The 24,416-nt window shown below is 55.6% G+C and carries 27 protein-coding genes; 13 read left to right on the forward strand and 14 right to left on the reverse strand.

Translation table 11 applies throughout. The annotated features are described in order from the left end of the window. Positions 1 to 70: 70 nt before the first annotated feature. The 3 genes from AC2D8P_RS01895 to dusB are packed head-to-tail and all read right to left on the reverse strand — an operon-like array spanning position 71 to position 3,509. On the reverse strand, positions 71 to 1,435 hold the full coding sequence (locus tag AC2D8P_RS01895; RefSeq protein WP_484699956.1) for a response regulator: 1,365 nt from the start codon (positions 1,433 to 1,435) through the stop codon (positions 71 to 73). Further along, the gene (locus tag AC2D8P_RS01900) at positions 1,435 to 2,523 is read right to left on the reverse strand and encodes a two-component system sensor histidine kinase NtrB (protein WP_484699958.1); all 1,089 of its coding nucleotides are present in this window, start codon (positions 2,521 to 2,523) and stop codon (positions 1,435 to 1,437) included. Before AC2D8P_RS01900 ends, AC2D8P_RS01895 begins: the two co-directional genes overlap by 1 nt. Next, a complete protein-coding gene (dusB, locus tag AC2D8P_RS01905) occupies positions 2,523 to 3,509 on the reverse strand; it encodes a tRNA dihydrouridine synthase DusB (protein ID WP_484699960.1) in 987 nt (328 codons plus the stop codon). The genes AC2D8P_RS01900 and dusB overlap by 1 nt, the downstream gene beginning before the upstream one ends. Positions 3,510 to 3,691: 182 nt before the next feature. Here dusB and AC2D8P_RS01910 point away from each other — a divergent pair, with 182 nt between their 5' ends. From AC2D8P_RS01910 to AC2D8P_RS01925, 4 genes are all read left to right on the forward strand, one after another. After that, positions 3,692 to 4,813: a bifunctional 2-C-methyl-D-erythritol 4-phosphate cytidylyltransferase/2-C-methyl-D-erythritol 2,4-cyclodiphosphate synthase gene (locus AC2D8P_RS01910; protein WP_484699961.1), complete on the forward strand. Its 1,122-nt coding sequence runs from the start codon at positions 3,692 to 3,694 to the stop codon at positions 4,811 to 4,813. After that, complete coding sequence (locus tag AC2D8P_RS01915; RefSeq protein WP_484699963.1) at positions 4,810 to 5,304, forward strand: phosphatidylglycerophosphatase A family protein; 495 nt, start codon at positions 4,810 to 4,812, stop codon at positions 5,302 to 5,304. The genes AC2D8P_RS01910 and AC2D8P_RS01915 overlap by 4 nt, the downstream gene beginning before the upstream one ends. Next, positions 5,301 to 5,771, forward strand: a complete 471-nt coding sequence (locus tag AC2D8P_RS01920; RefSeq protein WP_484699964.1) for a CinA family protein — start codon at positions 5,301 to 5,303, stop codon at positions 5,769 to 5,771. The genes AC2D8P_RS01915 and AC2D8P_RS01920 overlap by 4 nt, the downstream gene beginning before the upstream one ends. Before the next feature lie 152 nt (positions 5,772 to 5,923). Beyond that, a complete protein-coding gene (locus tag AC2D8P_RS01925; protein WP_484699965.1) occupies positions 5,924 to 7,105 on the forward strand; it encodes an ammonium transporter in 1,182 nt (393 codons plus the stop codon). 44 nt (positions 7,106 to 7,149) lie between these two features. Here AC2D8P_RS01925 and AC2D8P_RS01930 read toward each other — a convergent pair whose 3' ends face one another. Next, complete coding sequence (locus tag AC2D8P_RS01930; protein ID WP_484699967.1) at positions 7,150 to 7,698, reverse strand: histidine phosphatase family protein; 549 nt, start codon at positions 7,696 to 7,698, stop codon at positions 7,150 to 7,152. A gap of 45 nt (positions 7,699 to 7,743) precedes the next feature. Next, positions 7,744 to 8,190: a type II toxin-antitoxin system RatA family toxin gene (locus AC2D8P_RS01935; protein WP_484699969.1), complete on the reverse strand. Its 447-nt coding sequence runs from the start codon at positions 8,188 to 8,190 to the stop codon at positions 7,744 to 7,746. Positions 8,191 to 8,342: 152 nt separating this feature from the next. Between AC2D8P_RS01935 and hpt the strand changes: the two genes are divergently transcribed. From hpt to AC2D8P_RS01950, 3 genes are all read left to right on the forward strand, one after another. Continuing rightward, complete coding sequence (gene hpt / locus AC2D8P_RS01940; protein WP_484699971.1) at positions 8,343 to 8,879, forward strand: hypoxanthine phosphoribosyltransferase; 537 nt, start codon at positions 8,343 to 8,345, stop codon at positions 8,877 to 8,879. A gap of 179 nt (positions 8,880 to 9,058) precedes the next feature. Further along, complete coding sequence (locus AC2D8P_RS01945; protein ID WP_484699972.1) at positions 9,059 to 10,000, forward strand: hypothetical protein; 942 nt, start codon at positions 9,059 to 9,061, stop codon at positions 9,998 to 10,000. 187 nt (positions 10,001 to 10,187) lie between these two features. Further along, positions 10,188 to 11,129 (forward strand): hypothetical protein, encoded by a 942-nt coding sequence (locus AC2D8P_RS01950; RefSeq protein ID WP_484699974.1) that lies wholly within the window; start codon positions 10,188 to 10,190, stop codon positions 11,127 to 11,129. Between the two features lie 5 nt (positions 11,130 to 11,134). Here the strand turns inward: AC2D8P_RS01950 and AC2D8P_RS01955 are convergent, their stop codons facing one another. Beyond that, the gene (locus tag AC2D8P_RS01955; RefSeq protein WP_484699976.1) at positions 11,135 to 11,560 is read right to left on the reverse strand and encodes a DUF1801 domain-containing protein; all 426 of its coding nucleotides are present in this window, start codon (positions 11,558 to 11,560) and stop codon (positions 11,135 to 11,137) included. Positions 11,561 to 11,607: 47 nt separating this feature from the next. Next, a complete protein-coding gene (locus tag AC2D8P_RS01960) occupies positions 11,608 to 11,991 on the reverse strand; it encodes a VOC family protein (protein WP_484699977.1) in 384 nt (127 codons plus the stop codon). 91 nt (positions 11,992 to 12,082) lie between these two features. Between AC2D8P_RS01960 and soxR the strand changes: the two genes are divergently transcribed. Then, complete coding sequence (soxR, locus tag AC2D8P_RS01965) at positions 12,083 to 12,538, forward strand: redox-sensitive transcriptional activator SoxR (RefSeq protein ID WP_484699979.1); 456 nt, start codon at positions 12,083 to 12,085, stop codon at positions 12,536 to 12,538. A gap of 4 nt (positions 12,539 to 12,542) precedes the next feature. On the opposite strand, the gene AC2D8P_RS01970 is transcribed toward soxR, so the two are convergent. Beyond that, the gene (locus AC2D8P_RS01970) at positions 12,543 to 13,388 is read right to left on the reverse strand and encodes a LysR family transcriptional regulator (RefSeq protein ID WP_484699980.1); all 846 of its coding nucleotides are present in this window, start codon (positions 13,386 to 13,388) and stop codon (positions 12,543 to 12,545) included. A 95-nt stretch (positions 13,389 to 13,483) separates the two neighbouring features. On the opposite strand from AC2D8P_RS01970, the gene AC2D8P_RS01975 reads away from it, so the two are divergent. Beyond that, positions 13,484 to 14,074 carry an HD domain-containing protein gene (locus AC2D8P_RS01975; protein ID WP_484699982.1) on the forward strand — a complete coding sequence of 197 codons (591 nt, stop codon included), beginning with the start codon at positions 13,484 to 13,486 and terminating at the stop codon, positions 14,072 to 14,074. Between the two features lie 22 nt (positions 14,075 to 14,096). On the opposite strand, the gene AC2D8P_RS01980 is transcribed toward AC2D8P_RS01975, so the two are convergent. Both AC2D8P_RS01980 and AC2D8P_RS01985 read right to left on the reverse strand, forming a co-directional pair. After that, entirely contained in the window at positions 14,097 to 15,344 is a 1,248-nt protein-coding gene (locus tag AC2D8P_RS01980) for an MFS transporter (RefSeq protein WP_484699984.1), read from the reverse strand. Between the two features lie 286 nt (positions 15,345 to 15,630). Next, positions 15,631 to 15,855: a hexameric tyrosine-coordinated heme protein gene (locus AC2D8P_RS01985; RefSeq protein ID WP_484699985.1), complete on the reverse strand. Its 225-nt coding sequence runs from the start codon at positions 15,853 to 15,855 to the stop codon at positions 15,631 to 15,633. 109 nt (positions 15,856 to 15,964) lie between these two features. On the opposite strand from AC2D8P_RS01985, the gene AC2D8P_RS01990 reads away from it, so the two are divergent. The 4 genes from AC2D8P_RS01990 to AC2D8P_RS02005 all read left to right on the forward strand — a co-directional run bounded on the left by AC2D8P_RS01990 (position 15,965) and on the right by AC2D8P_RS02005 (position 19,518). Next, positions 15,965 to 16,420: a MarR family winged helix-turn-helix transcriptional regulator gene (locus tag AC2D8P_RS01990; protein ID WP_484699987.1), complete on the forward strand. Its 456-nt coding sequence runs from the start codon at positions 15,965 to 15,967 to the stop codon at positions 16,418 to 16,420. 247 nt (positions 16,421 to 16,667) lie between these two features. Continuing rightward, positions 16,668 to 17,612 carry a nucleoside hydrolase gene (locus tag AC2D8P_RS01995; RefSeq protein WP_484699988.1) on the forward strand — a complete coding sequence of 315 codons (945 nt, stop codon included), beginning with the start codon at positions 16,668 to 16,670 and terminating at the stop codon, positions 17,610 to 17,612. Beyond that, positions 17,609 to 18,055 (forward strand): GNAT family N-acetyltransferase, encoded by a 447-nt coding sequence (locus tag AC2D8P_RS02000; protein WP_484699989.1) that lies wholly within the window; start codon positions 17,609 to 17,611, stop codon positions 18,053 to 18,055. The genes AC2D8P_RS01995 and AC2D8P_RS02000 overlap by 4 nt, the downstream gene beginning before the upstream one ends. Positions 18,056 to 18,084: 29 nt before the next feature. Then, positions 18,085 to 19,518 carry a protein adenylyltransferase SelO gene (locus AC2D8P_RS02005; RefSeq protein WP_484699990.1) on the forward strand — a complete coding sequence of 478 codons (1,434 nt, stop codon included), beginning with the start codon at positions 18,085 to 18,087 and terminating at the stop codon, positions 19,516 to 19,518. Position 19,519: 1 nt separating this feature from the next. Here AC2D8P_RS02005 and AC2D8P_RS02010 read toward each other — a convergent pair whose 3' ends face one another. The 4 genes from AC2D8P_RS02010 to AC2D8P_RS02025 form a co-directional block, all read right to left on the reverse strand. After that, complete coding sequence (locus AC2D8P_RS02010) at positions 19,520 to 20,821, reverse strand: NAD(P)/FAD-dependent oxidoreductase (protein WP_484699992.1); 1,302 nt, start codon at positions 20,819 to 20,821, stop codon at positions 19,520 to 19,522. A gap of 2 nt (positions 20,822 to 20,823) precedes the next feature. Beyond that, positions 20,824 to 22,221 (reverse strand): aspartate aminotransferase family protein, encoded by a 1,398-nt coding sequence (locus AC2D8P_RS02015; RefSeq protein ID WP_484699993.1) that lies wholly within the window; start codon positions 22,219 to 22,221, stop codon positions 20,824 to 20,826. A 25-nt stretch (positions 22,222 to 22,246) separates the two neighbouring features. Then, a complete protein-coding gene (locus AC2D8P_RS02020; RefSeq protein WP_484699994.1) occupies positions 22,247 to 23,635 on the reverse strand; it encodes a glutamine synthetase family protein in 1,389 nt (462 codons plus the stop codon). Positions 23,636 to 23,740: 105 nt separating this feature from the next. Further along, positions 23,741 to 24,391, reverse strand: coding sequence for a GntR family transcriptional regulator (locus AC2D8P_RS02025; RefSeq protein WP_484699996.1), 651 nt, complete (start codon positions 24,389 to 24,391; stop codon positions 23,741 to 23,743). Between the last annotated feature and the right edge of the window lie 25 nt (positions 24,392 to 24,416).

Below are 24,416 nucleotides of genomic sequence, written 5' to 3' on the forward strand. Positions count from 1 at the left end.
CCCTGACACACCGCCAAATATGGTCGCCTCAAATCGCATGATGCGTTCGGGTGACTCTTGTGTTGCTCTTTTACATCAATTGGCGACGGCGTGTCACGCGAATATCAAGCTCTGTCAGCTTCTTTCGCAAAGTATTTCTGTTGATCCCCAGAATTTCTGCACATCTGGCCTGATTTCCGCCTGTTGCGTTCAGGCTAATGGTCAGCAGGGGCAGCTCCATTTCATGCAACATTCGTTGATATAACCCCGGCGGCGGTAGTTCTTCGCCAAGCAAATCAAAGTATCGGGCCAAATGCATCTCGATCGTGTCAGACAGCTTCCCCCCGCTCTCGGGCAAGGGGGATTTGATCGGCGCTTTTCCGCCAGCCGCCTGTTCGATCTCTGCAGTGCTGACTTCAGCATCCAAACTGGCCAGTGACAGGTTGCGCACCGCATATTCCAACTGCCGTACATTTCCCGGCCACATCTGATGTCGCGCGACTTCCACGGCGCCGGGGCTGAACTGCCGGGCACCACCGAAATCTTCCCCTTGTGCAAGAAAATGTTCGATCAGCAATGGGATGTCCTCTACCCGCTCGCGCAGCGATGGCACGGACAGAGTCAGACCATTCAGCCGATAATACAGATCATCGCGAAACGAATGATCTACCACAGCGCCTGACATATCTTCCACCGAAGTGGAGATGACCCGGGTACTGGACATAGCGGGCGCATCCAGTAACCGCACCAAACGGGCCTGTTGATCCAGATTTATGTCGGGCAGGTTGTCGATGATCAGTGTTCCGCCCCGCGCCCGCTCTGCGCAGGCTTTCAATCCTGCTTCATCATCGCAATCCCCTGCGGTCAGGGCGACAAATGGTTGCTGACGCCGATCTGACAAATCATGGATCGCGCGGGCGATCAGCGACTTTCCGGTGCCACTTTCCCCGACAATCAAAATCGGCAGATCGGTGTTCATGACCCGGGCAATGGTGCGATAGATCATCTGCATCGGTTGGGATCGCCCGATCAGGGGCAGATCGCCATCATCCTCTGCCCCACGCACCACCATATCCACGCTGGATTTCTGGGTCACGCGGTTCAGGGCACGCGCCGATCGTTTCATCAGATCGGGCAGGTCAAAGGGTTTCGGCAGATAATCAAATGCCTCAGCCTCTGCCGCCTGAATGGCGGTCATGATTGTGTTTTGGGCAGAGATGACGATCACCGGCAATTCGGGGCGGTCCTGGGCGATCCGGGGCAACATTTCCAACCCGTTTCCATCCGGCATAACCACATCAGTGATCACCAGATCCCCCAACCCCTCTGCGACCCAACGCAGCAGCGTTGTCAGTGACGATGTTGCGTGCACTTTACAGCCCGCGCGAGTCAGGGCCTGTGTCAGCACGGTGCGGATTGTTTTATCGTCGTCGGCGATTAATACAGTTCCATCCATCACGTCACCTCTGATTTATGTGCGGCTGCGGGCAAAGACACGGTAAAAACGGTTCGGCCCGGGTGGGATTTTACACTCACCCTGCCGCTGTGATCGGCCACGATCTTGCTGACCAGCGCCAGCCCCAGCCCGGTACCGTTGTCGCGCCCTGATACAAAGGGGTCAAAGACCGCATCCGCAATCGCGGCGGGCAATCCCGGCCCGTTATCGCAAATATCCACCTGCAAGGGCGCCGGGTTCAGGTCCCCTAGCGCATTTCGCACCCTCAGCCCGCTTTCATATCGGGTTCGTATGCGGATCTGCGGGTCTTGTGTGGCCGACAACGCCTCTGCCGCGTTCTTCAACAGGTTCAAAAAGACCTGCTGCAACTGATCCGGGTCGCATTTCGCATCAGGCAGGGATGGATCATATTCTTCGACGATCGGCACGGCAGAGGCAAAGCCCAACAGCGCCGATTTTCGGCTGCGATCCAAAACGTCATGCAGATTGATCGCCCGCAGGCTGGGGGGCAGCAGATTTCCGAACTCCTCCACCTGATCCAGCAGCTTGGTGATGCGTTTGGTTTCTGACACGATCATCTCGGTCAGCTCCTGATCCTCTGGCGAAATGGTCATCGACAACAGTTGCGCCGCCCCGCTGATCCCGGCCAGCGGGTTTTTGATTTCATGGGCCAGCATCTCGGCCATTCCAATGGCGGATTTTGCGGCGGATTTCGCGGGGCTATACCCCCCATCCAACGCCGGAATATCAGGCTGCAAAATTACAAGCAGATCGCCCTGTTCGCTGTCAGGCTGCCCCTGAAACGCCGAGATATCCAATCGGCACGGCACCATCCCCTTTCCTGCGACCTGGATCGGCAGCTCGCGGATCGACAAGGCAGATCGCCCACCACGCGCGCGCATCAATTTCCGGGTCAATTCTGCCTCTGCGGCGACCAATGTATCGACCCCCAAACCCCGCATCTGTGTCTCGGATCGGTTCAAGAACAGTTCAGCCGCAGGGTTGATCGCGGTTATCCTGTCCTCACCGTCCACAATCAATGCCGGCAATGGCAAGCTGATCCAGAGGGAAGGTGACACCGTCAACATCACGCCGCCCTTTGTTGTGAATCTGAACTCAGGGCGTCTGGCAGCAACCGCAAAACGGTTGCCGGATCTTTTTCGGTCAATACCTTTTTGCGCATCCCCGGCGGTGTCGCGCATTGATCCATGTACCACCCCAGATGCTTGCGCGCGACGCGGTTGCCCAAAACATCCCCGTAAAAGGCCAGCATCGCCTGATAATGGCCCTGTACCATGTCTACGAAATCTCTCCCTGTCGGTATTATCGGCGCGGGCAGATCGTACAGCTCTGCCGCGATTTCGGCCAATCGCCAGGGCGCCCCCTGCGCACCGCGACCGATCATTACGCCATCCGCCCCCGACAGCGCCAAGGCCTGGCGCGCGTCCTGCGCCGAGCAGATATCACCATTGGCAATCACCGGGATCGACACGGCATCCTTGACCCGCCGGATCGCGGCCCAATCAGCGCGACCCTTGTAAAACTGACAGCGGGTGCGTCCATGAATGGTCAGCATGCTGATCCCGGCTTCCTCTGCCCGGCGCGCCAGTTCGGGCGCGTTCAGACAGGCATCATCCCAACCCAGCCGGGTCTTTAACGTCACGGGGGCTTTGACAGCGGCGACAACCGCCTCAATCAATGTCAGCGCATGATCCAGATCCCGCATCAGCGCGGACCCGGAATAGCCGTTCACGACCTTTTTTGCAGGGCAGCCCATATTGATGTCGATGATTTGCGCGCCAGAAGCTTCGACATATCGCGCGGCCTCAGCCATCCAATACGCCTCTCGCCCGGCAATCTGGACAGAGGTATTGCCCACATGAAAACCCAGCTCTGCCCGTTCACGGACGCCGGGCTTAGCCTGCACCATTTCCTGGCTGGCAACCATTTCGCTAACCACCAAGCCAGCACCAAAACCAGAGACCAGATTACGAAACGGCAGATCGGTGATTCCGGCCAACGGGGCCAGAAATACCGGGGGGCTGATACGCTTTGATCCGATCAGAATGGTCAATTGCCTAAACCTTGTGCACTGCGTTGGGGCTATGTTCCCCATTGGGTATTGGCAAGTTTTTAACGGCGAAATTCACATCGCGCCAGACATTTGCCTAATTTTTAGGCACTCAAGTCCAGAATTGCCCACCATTGCCCCTCTTCCTGGATCAGATTAAACCAGCAAGACAACAAGGATGGGTCATGAGCACAGTCGCACTAATCGTCGCCGCCGGTCGGGGCACCCGCGCGGGCGGCCCCCTGCCCAAACAATGGCAGAGCCTCGCCGGGAAGCGTGTTGCCGACTGGACGATCGCAGCCTTCGCAGATCACCCGGCGATTGACGATCTGGTCCTCGTCATTCACCCCGATGACGCAGATCAAGTGCCACAAGACATCCGTGCTGTGCATGGCGGAGAGACCCGATCTGAGTCAGTGAAAAACGGGTTGGAGGCCCTGCCCGACACGACCACCAAAGTCCTGATCCACGACGTCGCCCGCGCCTGCGTCAGCGCCCAGACCATACAGGCCGTGTGTGATGCGCTGGATAATCACATTGGGGCCGCCCCCGGCCTTACCGTTTCCGACGCGCTTTGGCAGGCGGGTGGCGACATGATCACCGGCACTCAGGATCGTCGCGGCATTTATCGAGCGCAGACACCACAGGGGTTTCGCTTTGACGCCATTCTTGATGCCCATCGCGCCCACCCCGGCGGTGCGGCAGATGATGTAGAGGTCGCGCGCGCCGCAGGGCTTGACGTTGCCCTCGTGCCGGGCATTGATGACAATCTGAAAATTACCACGCCCGGCGATTTCGACCGGGCCGAACGCATCCTGAGGGGGCAGATGGATATCCGGCTGGGCAATGGTTACGACGTGCATCGTTTTGGGCCCGGGGATCATTTGATCCTATGCGGCGTGAACATTCCCCATGGTCGCGGGCTTCAGGGCCATTCCGACGCCGATGTCGGCATGCATGCCATCACCGACGCCATCTATGGTGCGCTGGCCGAAGGTGACATTGGTCGCCACTTCCCGCCGTCTGATCCGCAATGGAAGGGTGCCGCATCTGAAATTTTCCTGCGCCACGCTGTTGATCTGGCCACCGACAGGGGCTTTGCTATTTCCAATATTGATTGCACGCTGGTCTGCGAACAGCCCAAGATCGGCCCCCATGCCGCCGCCATGCAATCCGAACTGGCCCGGATCATGGGGCTGGATGCCTCCCGCATCAGCGTCAAGGCCACCACATCTGAACGGTTGGGCTTCACTGGCCGCGAAGAAGGCATCGCCGCTATTGCAACAGCCACATTGGTGACATCATGACCCATCTGATCGCGACCTTCTTTTACGCTGGCCACCTGCGCCCTGCCCCCGGCACATGGGGATCGCTGGCCGCCCTGCCCGTGGCTTGGATCATCCATCAGATCGGTGGCTTTCCTCTGCTGGTCATCGCCACCATCGCGGTCTTTTTCTTGGGCTGGTGGGCCACAGCACAGGAAACTGCGGGCAAAGATGATCACGACCCGTCAGAGATCGTGATTGATGAGGTCGCAGGCCAGTGGATCGCGCTTTGGCCGGTTTCCTTCGGGGCCATTCTGGCAGGGGCAGAGATACATCAGCTCTGGCCCGGCTGGATCGTCGCCTTTCTGGGGTTTCGCCTGTTTGATATCCTCAAACCCGGCCCCATTGGTTGGGCCGACCGGCGCGGTGATGCGCTGGGCGTGATGCTGGACGATGTGATTGCCGGTATTTTCGCCGCCATCATTGTGATAGGATTGGCGGCAATGGTTCACAACATGGTTGCAATTCATTGAGCGTCTCCTCCCAAATCCTTGATCTGGCCCGCGAACGCGGCTGGCGCATCGCCACCGCCGAAAGCTGCACCGGCGGCATGGTGGCTGCGGCCCTGACCGAAACGTCGGGATCATCCGATATATTCGACCGGGGCTATGTCACCTATTCCAACAGCGCCAAGATCGCCATGCTAGGCGTCCGCCAACCCACGCTGACCGAATGTGGCGCAGTGTCAGAGGAAGTCGCCCAGGAAATGGTCGAGGGCGTCTTGAACCGCGCCGTTGTTGATCTGGCAGTATCCGTCACCGGCATCGCTGGCCCCGGCGGATCAGAACACAAACCCGAAGGGCGCGTTTGTTTTGCCGTGGCCGCGTCTGGCGCCCCAACACATACCGAAACGGTAGAATTTGGCGCACTCGGCCGGGCAGAGGTCCGTCAGGCCAGCACTGACCACGCATTGGCCCTGCTGCTCAAGGCGCTATCCTGATCCTGCTGATTTCGCGCGCAACCGCACAAATTTCTGCACATTTTTTGTGCAACGCCCGCTAAGTTTCCCGACTTGCATTCTTCTTGGGCTTTGTTCTGCCCAGTAATTGCGTTCTCTGCCCTCCAAAGCATCACTCTGCAAAGGATCTAGAGATGAACGGAGCAGACACCGCATGGATCATCGTCGCAACGGCGCTGGTTCTGTTTATGACCCTACCGGGGCTTGCACTCTTTTACGGCGGCCTCGTGCGCGCCCGAAATGTCCTCAGTGTTTTCATGCATTGCTACGCCATCGCGTGTTTGATGAGCGTCCTGTGGCTTGCCTTTGGTTACTCTATCGCCTTTGGCAGCGGCACCAGCGGCCTTTGGGGCGGACTGGACAAAATGTTCCTGTCCGGCGTCACCGCCGACAGCCTGTCAGGTACCTTGCCAGAGGTTTTGTTTTTTGCCTTCCAGATGACCTTCGCCATCATTACCCCCGCATTGATCGTCGGCGCCTATGTCGAACGGGTTGGATTTGGCTTCGTCCTGACCTTCTCTGGTTTGTGGATGCTCTTGTGCTATGCCCCGGTCGTGCATTGGGTCTGGGGCGGCGGGATGCTGGCCGATGGCGGGCTATTTGGCGACACCGGCGTCAGGGATTTCGCAGGCGGCATCGTTGTTCACGAAACCGCCGGTATCGCGGCGCTGCTGATCGCCTTCTTCCTCGGGCCCCGTCGCAACCGCACCACACCGCCGCACAACCCCGGTTTTGTCATGATTGGCGCCGCGATGCTGTGGGTGGGTTGGTTTGGCTTTAACGGCGGCTCGCAACTGGCCGCGGATGGCGGGGCCGCCATGGCGCTGACGGTCACGCATATCTCGGCCGCGACGGCCTCGTTGACCTGGGCCCTGTATGAACGCATCAAATACGGCAAGGCCTCACTGGTTGGACTGGTCACCGGCACCATCGCAGGCCTTGCCTCCATCACCCCTGCCTCTGGCTTCGTCGGCCCGATAGAGGCGCTGATCATCGGCGCTGTTGCCGGGGTTTTGTGCCAAGAGGCCGTCACCCTGATCCGCAACAAACTGCATATCGATGACACGCTGGATGTCTTTGCCGTCCACGGCGTCGGCGGTATCTTTGGCACGATCATGATCGCGGTCTTTGGTGCCGGCAGCTGGGTCGCGCAGATGGGCAGCCTTGTGATCGTCGGGGGCTTTACCATCGTTGTGACCATCGCGCTGATCAAGCTCGTCGCCCTGATCACCCCTCTGCGCGTCGATCACGAGACAGAAGTCAACGGTCTGGATCTCGAAGTGCACGGCGAACGCGCCTACGATCACGCGTCATAAGTCAAAAGCTATAGTCAATTTTAGGCCGGGCTTCAGCCCGGCCTTTATCTTTCAATCACAAAATGATGCGGGTCAGAATTACCAACACGGATGTTCAGTGACTCCTGATCAGAAACACCTCGAATAATTCTGTGAAAGGATCGCACAACATCCTCATGCGTGCTTATCAATATCGTCTTGCCAGAATGGTTCTGCATCAGCGCCTTAATCACGCGCCCCACGCGCAGATCAACCTCCGCCGCCATTTCACTGCCCGGGATATCCAGCCAACCAAAGCCTTCGCTTCTCATAATCTGATCGGCAATCGTCTTCTTCACACCGGAAAATATCCCATAGTGACGTTCGATCAAATCATCCGTTACATCCACCGGCGCCTGGTGAAAGGCATTTATTGCCCGCGCGGTATCCAAGGCGCGTTGCCGGGACGAACTGACAACAAGATCAATTCCTTCGCCCTTCAGAACGCCACCCAACGCCTGCGCTTGCGCCTGCCCATTCGCAGTTAGTTTCGGATCAACCTTTGCATCAGAAATAATCCCTTCAAGATTGGTCTCGCTCTCGCCATGTCGCACCACAATCAACTTTAAGGTCACGATTCACCTCAAAAAAAAGTATTATAACTTATTAAAATGGGATGTTTACCCATACAGCGCCTTCGCCCGAGTCTCGAACGCGCGCACCACGCGGTGCATCGCCTCGTTAAACACCACGCCGATTAGTTTTTGCAGCACAATGTTTTTAAACTCGAAATCAACGAAAAACTCGACATCACATTGCCCGTCTTCGCGTTCACGAAACTGCCACCATGATTTAAGATACTTGAACGGCCCGTCCAGATATTCGGTATCCACATGCAGGGCCTCTGGATCCAGCACAACCCGGCTGCCAAACCGTTCGCGAAAGACTTTGAACGCGATCACCAGATCGGCCAACATCACCTCCCTGTCCCCATCCGGCACGTTCGACCGGATGCGCGACGCGGCGCACCAGGGCAGAAATTCCGGATAACGCCCGACATCTGCCACCAGATCATACATCTGCTGGGCCGAATATGGCATCACCCGTGTTTCCTGATGAGTTGGCATGTCATCCCCGTTTTCGTGGCGCTGATTTCTGTCAGTCGCGCCCAAAAATCAACCCATCAATGCAGCCTTCTCACAATTCCTGCAATAAAAACTGGAAAGACCGGGCCAAGCTCGCTAGGAACACACCCGTCCAACACGCGAAGGAACCCGACATGTCACAGCCAGAATACGTGATCGACGAAATGATCTCTGCCAAGACCATTGCCGCACGGATCGAGGATCTGGCCCGCGAAATTGGCAGCGAGTTTGCCGGGACGGACAAGCTTGTTGTGGTGGGGCTCCTGCGCGGATCTTTTGTCTTTATCGCTGATCTGGTGCGCGAACTGGACCTGCCGGTCGAAGTCGACTTTCTAGAGGTTTCATCCTACGGCGATGCAATGGAATCCAGCCGCGAAGTGCGTATTCTAAAAGACCTTCGCGGGGAAATCGCCGGGCGCGATGTGCTGGTGGTCGAGGATATCGTCGATACCGGTTTCACCCTCAGCCATGTGGTCAACCTGCTCCATACTCGTAAACCGGCCAAAATGCGGACCATCGCGCTCTTGGATAAACCAACGCGACGCGAGGTGGAGATCAAGGCCGATTACACCGGTTTCGAAATTCCAGATGAATTTGTCGTGGGCTACGGCATCGACTACGCCCAACGCAATCGCAACCTGCCCCATATCGGCAAGGTGCGGTTTTTGTAGCACTCTTTGAAAACGACTAAGGTATCTGGCAATGACACCGTCCATGCTTTGGACGGTGCAACAAAAGCACAATTCAAAACCGCATTTTAATTATGCATTTGTGCATTTTACATTCCTGCATATTCGCAATATTTCGCGCATAGATCGTAACAATATCGCTTTGTGCAAGGATTACCCCAATGAAAACGAAATCGGTGCTGATAGCCTCCACAGCCATTCTTTTTTCTCACTCCGCGTTCGCATTTGAAAACGATGGCTTCTTCATCGAAGGAAATGCAGAGTTAAGCCACTTTGATACCTCCGGCGGGTCAGAAGAATACATCCACGCAGACCTTGATTTCGGCTACCGCCCCGACAGCGCCACCAGCCAGCTACCGATCGGGTTTACCCTGGGCCTTGAGTATCTGGAAATTGACGGCGAGAGCCTAGATGCGCTGTACCCAACTGTCGATATTTACACCAGCTACGGCACGTGGTCGGTTGGCATCCCGCGCTCTGTCGTTGATTCAGGCTATGTCAGCGATCACGATCTGGGTTACTCCAATCTCTTCAGTCTCGAATTTAGCCAGATCACTGAATCTGTCTTCCGGGCTTTCTATCTCTTGGGCGCAAGCGATGTCGATGTGAATGGCGGGCTTCGTTGGGATGGTGAATTCGGAAACACCAAGGTCGGTTTCTCCTACCATAACCTTGATGCCTCTGGCCTCAGCGCCGATGTGGTGGCCATTGCCGCACGGCATGACTTCGGCCAAGTCGGCGGACTGGATGAATTGGCGATCTACGGCAGTTACGAAAACCTCGATGCATCCGGCACAAGCCTGGACAGTTTCATCCTTGGATTCGACGGCCAGTATCAGAAACTCGGCTTTGGCATAAAACGCTCTGACGCCGATATCGGCACCGACATCACGTTTACAGAACTTTATGCGGATTATCAGGTTCTGCCGGATCTGCTGCTGGATGTGGGCTATACCGACATCTCCAACAATTCTAACGGCATCTACGGCATCAGCGCGCGCTACAACTTTTACAAAGGCGCCTATGTTGATGTTGGCTATCTGGACAGCACGGCCTCCGACTCCGAAGGCGTGTGGGATCTGTCGCTGGGCTGGGCCTTCTAAGCAGCCGGTCTATTTAAGATTGAAGGCGGCCCATAACGGGCCGCCTTTTGATTGTTGGAACGCGTAAAATCAGCGCATCCGCGCCACACACGGGCACCATATCGCAGCCATTCCAACAAAATTTCTGCCTTTTTAAACCCCTCTGTGCCACACAATATCTAGCGAACTACAGGCAGGGCGGGCGACGATGTACAGAAATATCGGGACAGGGATTGCAGTCATCTGCGCGATGACAACAGGCACTTACGCACAGGATTTTGACGGTCTCTTTGGCGAAGGTTATGTCGAGGCCAGCAATGTCTGGCAGGGCTCAGACTCCAACAGCTTTCTCGCCATCGACACCGATTTTGGGTACCGCGCGGCCGATGCGGGTGATTTGGGATCAATCGGCTTTACTTTTGGCACCGAATATCTCTCTGACAGTGATGTGGATATCGAGGCCTTTCATGGCTCCTTCGACATCGGGCTCGGCCCCGGGACTCTATCCATCGGATCACCCCGATCAGTCTATGATCGCGGCTATGTCTCCGAACATCAGATTGGACTGTCATCCCTGACGCAGCTCATACTGTCAGGCGCAACAGGCTCCACCTATCGCTCTGTTTACTATATCGCAGATGGCAAGACTCGGGGCGGGCTGCGCTGGGATGGAACATATGGCAATACTCTGATTGGCGCGTCCTACAATGCCTATGAAATCTTTGGCACAGACTTGAACAGCACGGCACTGGCCGTCCGCCACAACTATGATGCTGTCGGCACGTTCGATAACTTGTCCGCCTTTGCTGCGGTCGAAATTGTCGACAGTCCAACTGGAACCGACACAAATATCGTTGTGGGCACAGATCTAACGACCGGCCCGTGGACACTGGGTCTGAACCTGAACCGCGAAGAAGCGTTGTTCAACGTCGACACGATCACCGGCCACGCCAATTACAGCTTTGGCAATGGGCTGGAAATCGATGCTACGATTGCCTCTTTGAACTCCTCAATCGAAGACTCTAATTTCTATGGCCTCGGCCTTCGCTATGCCTTTGACAACGGCGTCTTCATGGATGCCAGCTATGTCGGAAATGACACCTCTGGCAGTGATGATGTTTTAGAGGTCTCTCTGGGTTTCGATTTCTAATCGGGTCAAAGCTCAACCGGATAAATCCTTGCTAGATCGGTCAACCCGGTACGGATCAGTCGTTCCAGTACCGTCACATCAACATCTGCCAGCTTGTTGATATACAGGCATGATTTGCCAGTTTTGTGCTTTCCTAGATCCTTCAGGATGTGGCTGTAATCCTGATATCCCGGCATGATGTAGATCGAAAAATTCGTCTTGCGCGGGGAAAAGCCTGTCGCCAAATAATCACCCTCACGCCCACCGGCATAGGTATAGTGATACTGCCCATACCCGATGATCGACGGGCCCCACATCACGGGGGCGCAGCCGGTGATCTGTCGAAACACTTGATCCAGAACCATCGCATCGGCCCGCTTCTCGTCATGCTCAATCGCGGCAATGTAATCCGCCACGCTCATTTCTGCGGGTTGGGTTTTGTTCTGCGTCATGGGCACCTCGATCTGGTGCCCATGATACGTGTCAGATGGGCAATGGGCTACTGATAGCTGACAACCTCGATCTCGATCCCGTTCATGTCGTCGAAATAAAACCGCCGACCGGGCTCATAGTCGTAAAGCTCCCCAGGCGTGAAACCCGCGGCGCGCACACGCGCCTCTGTCCCATCAATATCATCGACAACAATGGCCAGATGGTTCAGGGCGCCGGGGGTTTCATAACGGTCATGGGGCAGCGGTTCACCCCCGCCCGCCGAATAGACCGCGACATAGGATTTCTTCCCCCCGACATGGATGGTTGTCCCCCCGTTTATCGCCTCCCCCTGCCAGCGAATGTGCCAGTCAAACAGGTCGCAAAACATCTGCGCCGTGGCTTTGGGGTCGTGAACCGTAACATTCACATGCTCGACATAGGCCTCACTCATCTCATTTCCTTTCAGATGTGATTCCAGTTGATTTCCATGTCGTAATTCCTCAACCATACTTTAGATCAAGATTTAATTTTGCAGAGGCCCCATGCCCAACACCGCCCTTCTTTCCATTGGTCAAGTCGCTGAACGCACGGGGTTGGCCGTGTCTGCCATCCGGTATTATGAGCAAGAATGCCTGGTTTACCCAATCCGCGCCGCCAGCGGTCACAGACATTTTCGCCGTTCCGACATTCGCCGCCTGTCCTTTGTGCGCATCGCCCAGGGTCTGGGCTTTACCATCGCTGAAATCCGCGAACAGCTGGCGCATCTGCCGGAAAACCGCACCCCCACAAAACGCGACTGGGAAAAGATCAGCCGCCGGTTTCGCAAGGTGCTGGATGCCCGGATCACCACCATGGAACATCTGCGCGACAAACTGGATGGCTGCATTGGCTGCGGCTGCCTGTCCCTGCAAAAATGCAAGCTTTACAATGCAGACGATCGTGCCGCCGCCCGGGGATCCGGCCCGCGCTACCTGTTGGGGGACAGTCCCGAAGACTGAAACGCTATCCGGCCGTGACCGCGCGTAATCCCGGCAAAATCTGCGCGACAACCTCGGCAACCGGTGCCGCTGGGTCGTAAATCACATGGCGCGGCAGGTCGAACGGCTCCGCCCCGTCGATCACATGCAACGCGCCCTGCGCCATCGCCTTTTGTACCATGCGCAGCGGAAAAAACGCCATTCCACCCCGGCGCAATAGATAGGACAACCCCATTCCGGCATTGCCCAGAAACAGATGCCCTGATCGGTCGCCAAGCTGCCGTTTGACTTCTGCATCGTACCCCGGCCCCAGTTGCAGGTTCAAAAACAAAGGCAAATCCACATCAGACAGGGCACAGACCCGATCCGCCACCAATACCATCCGCTCTGACGGCAGGGTCTCGCAGGCAAGATGCCGGTTGGTTGGCGGGGTAGAGGTGATGGACAGATCCACCAGTCGGCTTCGCACCAGCTCCACCGGGTCACGCTCGTGATCGAAATTCAGCGTCAGGGGCAGTTTGCCCAGATGCTCTTCGGCCCAGATCGTCAGATCAGTCAAAAGCGCGTCCCAGATCGACAACTCACACCCAAGGCGCAGCGCGATCCGGTCGGTAAATTGCTGGCGTATCCCGGTTTTCACCTGATCCCACGTGGCCAGCATCTGTTCGGCTTGGGGGCGCAGATATTCCCCCGCCAGGCTCAGCCGCGTGCCGCCGGGGCCACGCAGAAACAGCTCAGCCTCCAGCACATCCTCCAACGCCCGTATCCGGCTGCTGACCGCGGCTTGCGTAATGTTCAACCGCGCCGCCGCCTGATGAAAGCTCTCAGTCTCTGCCACGGCCAGAAAGGTCTGCACATGTTTCATATCCATGCGACAACCTAATTCTATCACTATGATAAAAACAATTCGTTTTTCCGATCAGCCTGCACCTGCTATTTTACCCGCAACAATTATCGGAGGTCACCATGCTCGACAAATCCCACCAACCCACCTGGACCAGCTTTGAAGAAGCGACAAAAGCCGACTGGGACGCCGTGATGGAATACGAAGAACAGTTCAACGCCGAACTGGTCGACCGCATTATTGCGATGCTGAAATCTCTGGACGAGGATTGGACCCCCTACCCGATCAACCGCTACCAGCACTGCCTGCAGGCCGCGACCCGCGCCCATGCCGATGGCGCGGATGAGGAAATCGTCGTCGCAGCGCTGATCCATGACATTGGCGATATCCTGTCGCCCTATAACCACGGCGAACTCGCCGCTGCCATGGTCCGCCCGTATATGAGCGACAAGGCCTGCTGGATCATCGAACATCACTGCGTGTTCCAGGGCTATTACTACAATCACATGCTGGGTGGCGATCGCAACGCGCGCGAGAAATACAAAGACAGCCCCCATTACGACGACGCTGTCCATTTCTGCCACAACTACGATCAGAACGCCTTTGACCCGAATTACCCGTCCAAACCGCTGGAGTTTTTCGAACCCATGCTGCGCCGGGTCTTTTCAAAATCCGGTGGGCATATGGAACTGAACGAAACAGCGGCGGATTAAGCACAGGCCAGGCCGCCCTACCTCACGCGTCCTGAACCAAATCCTCGAACTCCCGATTGCCTTCGACGGTGACGCGGGCATGTCCCAGCCTCGGGTGCAGCTTTCTGGCCAGCACCCAGGCAAATATCAGACCGATGCCACCGGCCACAAATACCCCCGACAGCGGGGAAATCAGTAGCACAGCCCAGGCAACCCCGGGGGTGACAATGCCTGAAACATCACGGAAGCTGGAATAGATCGCTGACATCTCCGTCCGCTCTGATGGTTTGACTGCCAGCAAAAACGGCAAGCCCGCGCAAACATCCAGCAAAATCAGGTAGAATGATCCGAACAGCAGGCACAGAACCGACACGATTGGCAAATCATGCGGTGCACCCGCAAGCATGAACAATACGCCTGACACCAGAAACCCGGTTCTGACCGCCGTCCGAACCGATCGCCGCTGCATATAACGCAACATGAACGGTGTCAGAAACAATGCTGCGTTGGTGATCGACAACATGATCCCGCCCAGCTGTTCCTCCAGTCCGTTTTGCACCGCATAGATCGGCAGATACACAACATAAACCCACCAGCCGCAGGATCGGATCACGGCAAACAGCCAACCGGTGATCAGGCGAGGTTGGGCAAAGAAGCGTCGGAAATAGGCAAAGGGATTGGTGGGTGCAGAAGTGCTCTTGGTGATCAACTTTCCACTTCCCATGCGCATAACAAGAAAAATCACCAGCATGACACAGGCCGACACCGCCGCGATCAGAAATGGTGCAGGCATCCACCAGCCATACAGAAAAACACCCAGCGCTGGCCCCGCCGTCCACCCCAATGCGCTGTAAAATAGCCGTGATGTTTCATATCTCCCAAGCTCGATCTTGGCGACATAGTCCAGAACATAGGCATTGAAACAGACAAAGGTGATGACTACGGCAAATGTGATCAACGATAGCCCGACAACAACATCACGTGGGGTCGCGTTGATGCTGATCAGTGCCCCCGCAATGAACATGGTCGCACCCGATACATAAACCCAGCGACGTGGGATGAACCGGATCAGAAAGGGCACCAGCAACCCGATGATCAGTGATGCAAATCCGATCAGAAAATACACCTCAGAGACCAGACGCGCATCCAGCAGCGCCTGATACATGGCCAACGGAAAGACAGAGATAAGGATACCGCGGGCAATCGCCTCTGCGCCCGCCAACATGGCAAATCCGCGCACGCTTGGCGCAGGTGCATGGCGCAGCCATTCCGGTATTCGTCGTTCGTGCATGAATACGTCTCTTCTGCTTTGCCTTTAGCAAACGCAGTTTTCAGATCGCTGCATTTCCGCTTGCGACGCGATGTCGTTTTTGGCTTTTCCTCTGGATTTGGGTTCAAAACTTCCCATCACGGCCGCCCGGTTACACAGGGGCAATAAGCCAATGCAAAACCAGGATAATTCCACTCTGTCAGATAAGGGGAACGGAACAAAACAAGGGCGGACTGATCGCCCGCCCTGTCAAAGTCACATTAATGTTAAACGGGCGAAGGTCATGCCTTGGCCCGTTCAAATATGATCAGTCGCGCCAGTAATTATTGGCCTGTGCAACGGTCTGAAAATTGGTCGCCACAACATGGGACACATTGATCAGACTGTCGGCATCATTGCCATAGACCGGGCGCAGTTTGTTGCGAATGGCATCATCCGGCTGCGTTTTCTTCACCGCCATGCGGGACAGTTTGATGGCGAGCTCATAGCCCTCTTCCGGTGTGGCAGTTTGTAATGTTGGCAACCAGCTCATGTCATACTCCAATAATTAGATCGCGTGCGATGTATCATCTGGATATTGCATAGTGGCCCAATCTGTGTCAACATTTTAAATCGCGCGCGATTTATTGAATGAGGCTCTCGTGACAAACCCAGAGCACCCCAAACACGCGGCAGACATGTTCTGCCATGCTGTCTACACCGCTTCTCATGCGATTAATCGCGCCTATGCGCCGCATTTGAAAAAACTCAACCTCACCTATCCGCAATACATCACCCTAACCTTGTTGTGGGAACGGGACGGGCAAAAAATCAGTGAACTCGCGGCGCAGCTGAATATGGAAACCAGCACCCTGACCCCATTGGTCAAACGTCTGGAAGCCTTGGGTCATGTCATCCGCAAGAAGGGTGCTCAGGACGGCAGAGAGGTCTTTGCCCATCTCACACCCACTGGCCGCGCCCAACAAGCGCATGCGCCAGAGATCACCGCCTGCATGATCGAAGGCACCGGTCTAAAACTGCCAGAGCTCGGGCAACTCACAGGTTTGCTGTCACAACTTCGTTCCGGTCTATCAAATGACGAGGAAAACACCCCCTGATCGAACAACATCAGGAAACTCTATTTTCAATTCGCAAACCGGACCTTTCGGCCACGCGCGCATTGTTCATCGCCTTTGCTGCTGAATTCACACCGACGCAATACCGACAAAATGCAGCCGGGTTGCAGCATGGTGAATATCGGCCCACCACCGCCATTTACTTTTGCAGGCGAATCTCTGCCAAGCGGCCGCTTTCACCTAGACAATCCCGGCCTGAAATTTCACTGTGCCCACAACAGGAGCTTTCATGCCGACCCCACGCAAAATCATTATCGATACCGACCCAGGACAGGACGACGCCATTGCCATTCTTTTGGCGTTGGCCAGCCCCCAAGATATTGATTTACTTGGTATTACCTGTGTCGCAGGCAACGTGCCCCTGCCCCTGACTTCCCGCAATGCGCGTGTGGTATGTGAACTGGCAGGGCGGCCTGATGTGCCTGTTTACGCAGGCTGCAGCGCCCCGCTGTCACGTAAACTGATCACTGCCGAACATGTCCATGGAAAAACCGGGCTGGACGGATATGACCTGCCAGAACCAACCATGCCCCTACAGGACACTCATACCATTGATTTCATTATAGAAACTCTATTGTCAGAACCCGCAGGCACCGTCACACTTTGCCCGTTGGGCCCGCTGACAAACATCGCCACAGCCCTGCAGAAAGCCCCCGAAATCGCCCCAAGAATTCAGGAAATCATCCTGATGGGTGGTGCCTATTTTGAGGTCGGAAACATCACCCCAGCCGCTGAGTTTAATATTTACGTCGATCCCGAAGCTGCTGATATCGTTATGAAATCCGGGTGCCCAATTACAATGCTTCCACTGGATGTCACGCACAAACTGCTGGTCACAGCCGATCGCGTCGCGACGTTTCGGGCGATGAAGACTCCTGTGGTAGAGGCCATCGCCGGTTGGACCGGGTTTTTCGAACGGTTCGATATGGCTAAATACGGCTCTGACGGCGCCCCTCTCCATGATCCCAGTGTGATCGCATATCTCCTTGATCCTGATTTGTTTTCTGGTCGTTTCATCAATGTTGAAATTGAAACCCAATCAGATCTGACCCGCGGTATGACAGTTGCGGATTGGTGGGGGGTCAGTGGCCGCATCCCCAACGCCACCTTTATCGGTAACGCCGATGATGATCGGTTTTTTTCCCTGCTTTTTGAAAGGCTTGCCCTGTTATGAACATGCTGCATCTGGTCGGCCCAGAAGATCGGGAAACGCTCTTGTCGCTGGTCACCCGCTTTCACATATTCGCGGATCTGAAGACCACAGATCAGGATCGCGAGACCGCGTTGGACCTGCTGCTTTCGGGCGAGGTTCACGCCGCCGCCTGGCTGATCGGCCCGCGACGCGCCCCAGTGGGCTATATCGTTGTAAGTTTTGGATTTTCCATCGAACTTGGCGGGCGTGACGCCTATATTGATGAGTTCTTCATCCGCGAAAGCGTCCGGGGTCGTGGCATGGGCGGTCAGGCACTTACCGCCCTGATGCCGATGCTGCGGGATTTCGGCGTCAAGGCCGTACATATGGAAGTATCGCGTGACAACAATCGCGCGCGCAACCTGTATCAAAGGGCGGGCTTTCACCCCAGAGACACCTATCACCTGATGACACGGGCCTTGTAACCCGACGTCGAAAACGCCACCTTCGATTCATGACACTCTCATTTGCCTTTGATAACTCCTACGCGCGGCTCGGCAATGCCTATTCCGCCCGCTTGTCACCCACACCCGTCGCAGCCCCAGATTTGATCACGGTGAACGATCCGTTGGCCCGCGATCTGGGTCTTGACCCCGTCGCCCTGCGCAGCCCCGAGGGTACAGAGGTCTTGTCAGGCAATGTGGCCCCCGACGGCGCGCAACCCCTGGCCCAGGCCTATGCCGGCCATCAGTTCGGAAACTTCGTTCCGCAACTCGGCGATGGTCGCGCGATATTGTTAGGTGAAGTATTAAATTCCAAAGGGTTAAGACACGACGTTCAACTAAAAGGTTCAGGTCGAACCCCCTTCAGCCGTGGTGGCGACGGGCGCGCCTGGCTAGGCCCTGTTCTGCGCGAATACATCGTGTCAGAGGCGATGCACGCGCTCGGCATCCCCACGACCCGAGCACTCGCAGCTGTCAAAACCGGGGAGGTCGTGGTCCGCGAAAGACCCCTGCCCGGGGCGATCCTGACACGGGTCGCACAAAGCCACATTCGCGTCGGAACATTTCAGTTTTTCATCGTCCGCAACCAATTGGATGAGATCAAAACCCTGACCGATCATGTGATCGATCGCCACTACTCAGAAGTAAACGATGCATTAGGATTGCTACGTGCCGTGATCGCCCGCCACGCCAATTTGGTGGCACAATGGCTGGGCGTGGGGTTTATCCATGGCGTGATGAACACCGACAATTGCCAGATTGCTGGGGAAACAATTGATTACGGGCCTTGCGCCTTTATGGATGATTACCACCCCGCACGGGTGTTTAGCTCGATTGACCGGCAAGGTCGTTATGCCTATCAAAACCAACCGGATATTGCGGTATGGAATCTGGCCCAGTTTGCATCCTGTCTATTGCCCCAGATTGACCCAGACGAAGACAAAGCAATCGAATTGGCGACAGAAGCCGTCAATGAATTCGGCGACATTTACAGACAGGCCTGGCTCACCCAATTCCGCGCCAAGCTGGGGCTGCAATCGAGCGAGGATACCGACACCGCCCTGATTTCCGACCTGATGAATGGCATGGTGACAGCCAAATCAGACTTCACCAATCTGTTCAGGGAGATATCAGAAAAAGGCGCAGGGGCAGAGCTGCCAGATCTGTTTTCTGATTGGATGGATGCATGGCAATTGCGCAGGCAGCGGGATGAATTAAATTCCGATGATCAGCAGGCATTGATGCTGCGCACCAACCCGGCCTACATCCCCAGAAACCATCAGATTGAAAAGGCGATTAACAACGCAGTTTCAGGCGATTACCAGACGTTCTTTGACTTAAATAGCGCCCTGTCCGCGCCGTTTGACCCCAAGGATGACACAGACTGGTTGCGAGCACCACCCAAGCCAGATCAGGTGGTCAGTCAGACATTCTGTGGCACGTGACTCAAAGCCTGTCGCGCAACGAAAACCAGATCATTGCCAACACCAGCAACGGGGAACGCAGGGCTGTCCCCCCCGGGAACCCACGCGTGGGAACCGATGCCATCAAGTCAAAACGCTCTGCCTGTCCGACAATCGCTTCAGCCGCCAGTTTTCCACCCAGTGTCGCCATTGCCACACCGTGGCCGGAATATCCACCTAACGTCAGAACATTGCCGCGCAACCGTTCGAAATAGGGCAACCGGTTCATGGTAATCCCCAACGTCCCCCCCCAGGCCTGTTCAAATTTCACATCTGCAAGTTGGGGAAAGATTTCCAGCATCGGCTTGCGCACCTTTGCCCCAATATCTTTTGGGAAACGATAGCCATAGCTTTCCGATCCGCCAAACAGCAATCGACCGTCATCAGAAAACCGAAAGTAATTGATCACGAACTTTGAATCCGCGACCGCATAGTTGTTTGAAATCAACGCCTCTCGAACATCATCTTTTAACACTTCAGTTGCGGCGATGAAGTTGTTGATCGGCATTACTTTTTTGGAAACACGCTTGTTCAAGTCGCCAATGTATCCATTGCAGGCAAGCACGGTATGTTTTGCCGAAACTTTGGACCCATCCGTGGTCAGATAAACCGTGTCGCCCATATCGATATCGGTTACCCGGGATTGCTCAAAAATCCGCACTCCGACAGATCGTGCCAGCCGCGCCAGACCCAGTGCATAATCCAGCGGATTCAGGTGGCCTGACCCCATGTCCAGTGTGCCGCCGAAATACGCATCAGAAGAGACCAACTTGCGCACCGCGCTTTCATCCAACCCGGTGATCTTGTCATAGCCATAATCCTTTTGCAGTTTTTCTGCATAGGCCAGACTATGGGGCACGAAACGCTTCCGATGATCGGCATGTACGACCCCGGAATGAAACGGAACATTCACCTCGGGATCGGCTGCGAGTTCGCGCACCAGATCGACAGATTCCAAACCCAGTTGCCACAGCTCAACCGCAGTTTCACGACCCACGAGAGCCTCTAACGCCTCCTGGTCCAGACGCTGCCCCGTACCGACCTGCCCGCCGTTTCGACCAGAGGCCCCAAACCCGACGCGCTGCGCCTCCAGCACGATTACGTCATATCCACGCCGCGCCAGGTGAATGGCTGCTGACAGACCGGTAAAGCCACCCCCAACAATACACACATCACAGCAAAGCTGCCCCTCTGCCCGCGCCAACGGGGCAGGCAGATCAGCAACAGCCGCATAGTAGGAGGCCGGATATTCACCCGGCCGGTCATTCGCAGTTAACAAATCCATAATCAGGCCGCTTTCAACAACCCATCTTTGCGAATGGATGCATGCGTCAGATCTAACGCTTTCCATGCGCGCTCGACCAGCAGATCAATCTCTTCGGTGGTGATCACCAACGGCGGAGAAATAATCATACGGTCCCCCACATGACGCATCACCAGGTTGCTGTTAAAGCAGTGCTCGCGACAGATCAGACCTACCTGCCCTGCCTCCCCAGCAAATTCGGCGCGGGCGGCTTTGTCCGGTGTCATCTGAAGCCCGGCAAACATGCCCATGGCACGCGCTTCCCCAACTAGGGGGTGATCCGCCAGTTCTGCCCAGCGTTTTTCCAGATGCGGGGCAGCCACATCGCGGGCATAGTCCACGATTTTCTCTTCTTCCAGAATGCGCAGATTTTCCAGCGCAACAGCCGCTGCAACCGGATGGCCGCTATAGGTATAACCGTGGTTGAAATCACCCGCAGCGTTCAGAACAGAGGCCACCTCATCACTGACCATCGAACCGCCAATTGGTGCATAGCCAGAACTGAGCCCCTTTGCGATGGTCATAATGTCCGGACGGATATTGAATGTATCCGAACCCCACCAGTTCCCTGTCCGGCCAAATCCGCAGATCACCTCGTCCACGATCAACAGAATTTCGTGTTCGTCACAGATGCGCTGAATCTCGGGCCAATAGGTTTCCGGGGGAATGATCACACCACCGGCACCTTGCACCGGCTCGGCGATAAAGGCGGCAACGCGGTCCTCGCCCAGCTCAGCAATTTTGGCTTCCAGCTGGCGCGCACGCTCCAGACCGAACTCCTCAGGGCTCTGGTCGCCACCTTCGGCATACCAGTTCGGCTGGCCAATATGGACGATATCGGCAATCGGCAGACCGCCTTGTTCATGCATGGGGGACATCCCACCCAGGCTCGCGCCACCCACGGTCGATCCGTGATATCCGTTTTTACGGCCAATAATGATGTTTTTGCCCGGCTTGCCTTTGGCGGCCCAATAGTGACGCACCAGACGAATATTTGTATCATTCGCCTCTGACCCAGATCCGGCAAAGAACGTGTGGTTGATGCCTTCTGGCGCCAGTTCTGCCAATTTCGCCGACAGGCCGATCGCCGGAACGTGGCTGGTTTTGAAAAAGGTATTGTAATACGGCAATTCCAGCATCTGACGATGGGCAACATCGGCCAACTCGTTCCGGCCATAGCCGATGTTGACACACCACAGGCCGGCCATGCCGTCGAGGATTTCATTTCCGTCGATATCGCGCAATGTCACGCCCTTGGCGCTGGTGATGATGCGGGCGCCTTGTGCATTTATCTCATCGCCATCCGTGAACGGATGCAGATGATGTGCGGCGTCCATGGCCTGCAGTTGCGCTTTGGGTGGGTGATTTGTGATAATGCTCATTTTCGCTCTCCTCTGCCGCCTATTATCAGGCGTTCAGCAACAGATGTTGACGTTCCCAAGGCGAGATTTCTCGCTGGTATTCTTCAAGTTCCGCCCATTTGATGTCGGAATAGACTTGGCAGAAATAGGCGCCCAGCACCTCTTTGATCTCTGCACTTTCATCGAACAGATCTAATGCTTCTCGCATGCTGAAGGGCAGACAATCGCTATCACTGATCACATCGCTGGTAATCACGTGATCAGCGCGCGAGCGCGCCTCTACCTCATTGACCATGCCCAGATATCCGGCTGCCAAACTTGCAGCAATTGACAGATAGGGGTTAGTATCGCTTCCCAGTACCCGGTTCTCGACACGTCGCGCATCAGGGCCAGAGATCGGAACGCGCAGGCCTGTCGTCCGGTTGTCGGCCCCCCACTCCAGATTGCTGGGCGCGCTCATACCTTCGGCGGCAAACCGGCGATAAGAGTTTACGTAAGGCGCAAGCAAGGGCATGACCGACATCAGATATTTCTGCGATCCGCCGAGGAATTGGTAAAACTTATCCGTTGCCGATCCATCCGGATTGGAAAAGATGTTCTGCCCGGTTTTTTGATCCACCACACTTTGGTGAATATGCATGGCGCTGCCGGGCTCGTCGCGGATTGGCTTGGACATAAAGGTCGCAAACACGCCCTTCTTCAACGCAGCTTCACGAATGGTGCGCTTGAAGTAGAACACCTGATCGGCCAAAGCCAACGGATCGCCATGTTGCAGGTTAATCTCGATCTGCCCGGCCCCGCCTTCTTGAATGACGGTATCGATTTTGAAACCCTGATCCTCGGCAAAATCATAAATCGCATCGATGACTTCGCCGAATTCATCCACTGCAACCATGGAATAGGCCTGACGGCTGGCGCCCTTGCGTCCGGTTCGGCCCAGGGGCGGCTCAATCGCCTCGTTAGGATCAATATTTGGCTTGGTCAGATAAAATTCCAGTTCCGGGGCCACAACAGGGGTCCAGCCACGATCCTTGTACAGTTGCAGCACCCGTTTCAGAACATTTCGTGGTGCCAAACCCAACGGCTGACCATCGCGGCTTTCCAGATCGTTGATGATCTGGACGGTGGCATCCTCTGCCCACGGCACAGCCGTCGCCGTCGACATATCAGGGCGCAGAACGATATCCTGTTCCAACCACTGATCGGGTATGTTCATATCTACATATTCGCCAGAGATCGTCTGATAGAACAGCGAGACTGGCAGGAAAAATGTCTGGCTAGGGTCAAACTTGTAGGATGGCATCGCCTTCCCGCGTGACATGCCGACAAAATCGGGAATGATGCATTCAACTTCTTCCAGCCGTCGACCATTCAGATAACGGGCGAAGGCTTCAGGAAGATTAGAAACCCAATCGTTTGAGACATGAGCAGACACAGGACACCTACCTTTGGTTGGCAAATTGCGGCGCAGAATCACGCACCTCTAATAATTTGATCAAATTATGACCGAGGATTGCCAGACAGTCAATTCCAGATCATTCTATCCGAGCGATCTGGCTATCTGATCCATCCCCTGATTGATATCTTCGATGATGGATGACCTAAGGGCAACCTGGTCTCCGTCGCGAATTGCCTGGATGGCCTGATCATGCATATCAGGCAAATTCGCCGTACCATAACGCCCACACACCACACGCAATGACGGCCCCACACGCAACCAGAGCGCGCGCGCAAGCCCTGTCAGAATCTCTGCGTTCGCGGATTGATAGAGCTGAAAGTGAAACTTGTAATTATAGTATAAATACTGCTCAACAGACCCCACTTCGATCGCCTTATTCAACTCCTCATCCGTTCGGATCAGGCCCTCTAGCTTGCTTTTATCTATATTATTAAGGGCAATCACCGCCAGTTCAGGTTCGATCGCATTGCGGGCAAAACGCAGCTCTGACAGCTGATTTTTCGACACATGTGGCACGACGATCCGACGATTTCCCAGGGCTTGCAGCGCCCCTTCTGCCGTTAGTCGGCGCATCGCTTCGCGAATTGGCGTGGCCCCTGCCCCGACCATTTTTGACAATCCTTGAATCGTGACCGCCTGCCCCGGAACCAGTTCCCCAAACAGGATAGCATCATGAATGCGCTGATAGATTCGCTGATGTTCCGGAACCTTGTTCAACTCTGTCTGGTTCATGCGCGTGTATGTCCCGTTTGATGTT

The organism is Roseovarius sp. YIN77 (assembly GCF_057219155.1).

Excerpts from the sequence above, each read along its gene's own strand:
- AC2D8P_RS01985 (WP_484699985.1), bottom strand. The coding sequence starts at position 15,855 with ATGAGCTGGTTGCCAACATTACAAACTGCCACACCGGAAGAGGGCTAT.
- AC2D8P_RS01925 (WP_484699965.1), top strand. The coding sequence starts at position 5,924 with ATGAACGGAGCAGACACCGCATGGATCATCGTCGCAACGGCGCTGGTT.
- AC2D8P_RS02025 (WP_484699996.1), bottom strand. The coding sequence starts at position 24,391 with ATGAACCAGACAGAGTTGAACAAGGTTCCGGAACATCAGCGAATCTAT.
- AC2D8P_RS02005 (WP_484699990.1), top strand. The coding sequence starts at position 18,085 with ATGACACTCTCATTTGCCTTTGATAACTCCTACGCGCGGCTCGGCAAT.
- AC2D8P_RS01955 (WP_484699976.1), bottom strand. The coding sequence starts at position 11,560 with ATGACGCAGAACAAAACCCAACCCGCAGAAATGAGCGTGGCGGATTAC.
- AC2D8P_RS02010 (WP_484699992.1), bottom strand. The coding sequence starts at position 20,821 with ATGGATTTGTTAACTGCGAATGACCGGCCGGGTGAATATCCGGCCTCC.
- AC2D8P_RS01975 (WP_484699982.1), top strand. The coding sequence starts at position 13,484 with ATGCTCGACAAATCCCACCAACCCACCTGGACCAGCTTTGAAGAAGCG.
- AC2D8P_RS02000 (WP_484699989.1), top strand. The coding sequence starts at position 17,609 with ATGAACATGCTGCATCTGGTCGGCCCAGAAGATCGGGAAACGCTCTTG.
- AC2D8P_RS01895 (WP_484699956.1), bottom strand. The coding sequence starts at position 1,435 with ATGGATGGAACTGTATTAATCGCCGACGACGATAAAACAATCCGCACC.
- AC2D8P_RS01910 (WP_484699961.1), top strand. The coding sequence starts at position 3,692 with ATGAGCACAGTCGCACTAATCGTCGCCGCCGGTCGGGGCACCCGCGCG.
- soxR (WP_484699979.1), top strand. The coding sequence starts at position 12,083 with ATGCCCAACACCGCCCTTCTTTCCATTGGTCAAGTCGCTGAACGCACG.
- AC2D8P_RS01960 (WP_484699977.1), bottom strand. The coding sequence starts at position 11,991 with ATGAGTGAGGCCTATGTCGAGCATGTGAATGTTACGGTTCACGACCCC.
- AC2D8P_RS01935 (WP_484699969.1), bottom strand. The coding sequence starts at position 8,190 with ATGCCAACTCATCAGGAAACACGGGTGATGCCATATTCGGCCCAGCAG.
- hpt (WP_484699971.1), top strand. The coding sequence starts at position 8,343 with ATGTCACAGCCAGAATACGTGATCGACGAAATGATCTCTGCCAAGACC.
- AC2D8P_RS02015 (WP_484699993.1), bottom strand. The coding sequence starts at position 22,221 with ATGAGCATTATCACAAATCACCCACCCAAAGCGCAACTGCAGGCCATG.
- AC2D8P_RS01915 (WP_484699963.1), top strand. The coding sequence starts at position 4,810 with ATGACCCATCTGATCGCGACCTTCTTTTACGCTGGCCACCTGCGCCCT.
- AC2D8P_RS01950 (WP_484699974.1), top strand. The coding sequence starts at position 10,188 with ATGTACAGAAATATCGGGACAGGGATTGCAGTCATCTGCGCGATGACA.
- AC2D8P_RS01995 (WP_484699988.1), top strand. The coding sequence starts at position 16,668 with ATGCCGACCCCACGCAAAATCATTATCGATACCGACCCAGGACAGGAC.
- AC2D8P_RS01970 (WP_484699980.1), bottom strand. The coding sequence starts at position 13,388 with ATGGATATGAAACATGTGCAGACCTTTCTGGCCGTGGCAGAGACTGAG.
- AC2D8P_RS01945 (WP_484699972.1), top strand. The coding sequence starts at position 9,059 with ATGAAAACGAAATCGGTGCTGATAGCCTCCACAGCCATTCTTTTTTCT.
- AC2D8P_RS01900 (WP_484699958.1), bottom strand. The coding sequence starts at position 2,523 with ATGTTGACGGTGTCACCTTCCCTCTGGATCAGCTTGCCATTGCCGGCA.
- AC2D8P_RS01980 (WP_484699984.1), bottom strand. The coding sequence starts at position 15,344 with ATGCACGAACGACGAATACCGGAATGGCTGCGCCATGCACCTGCGCCA.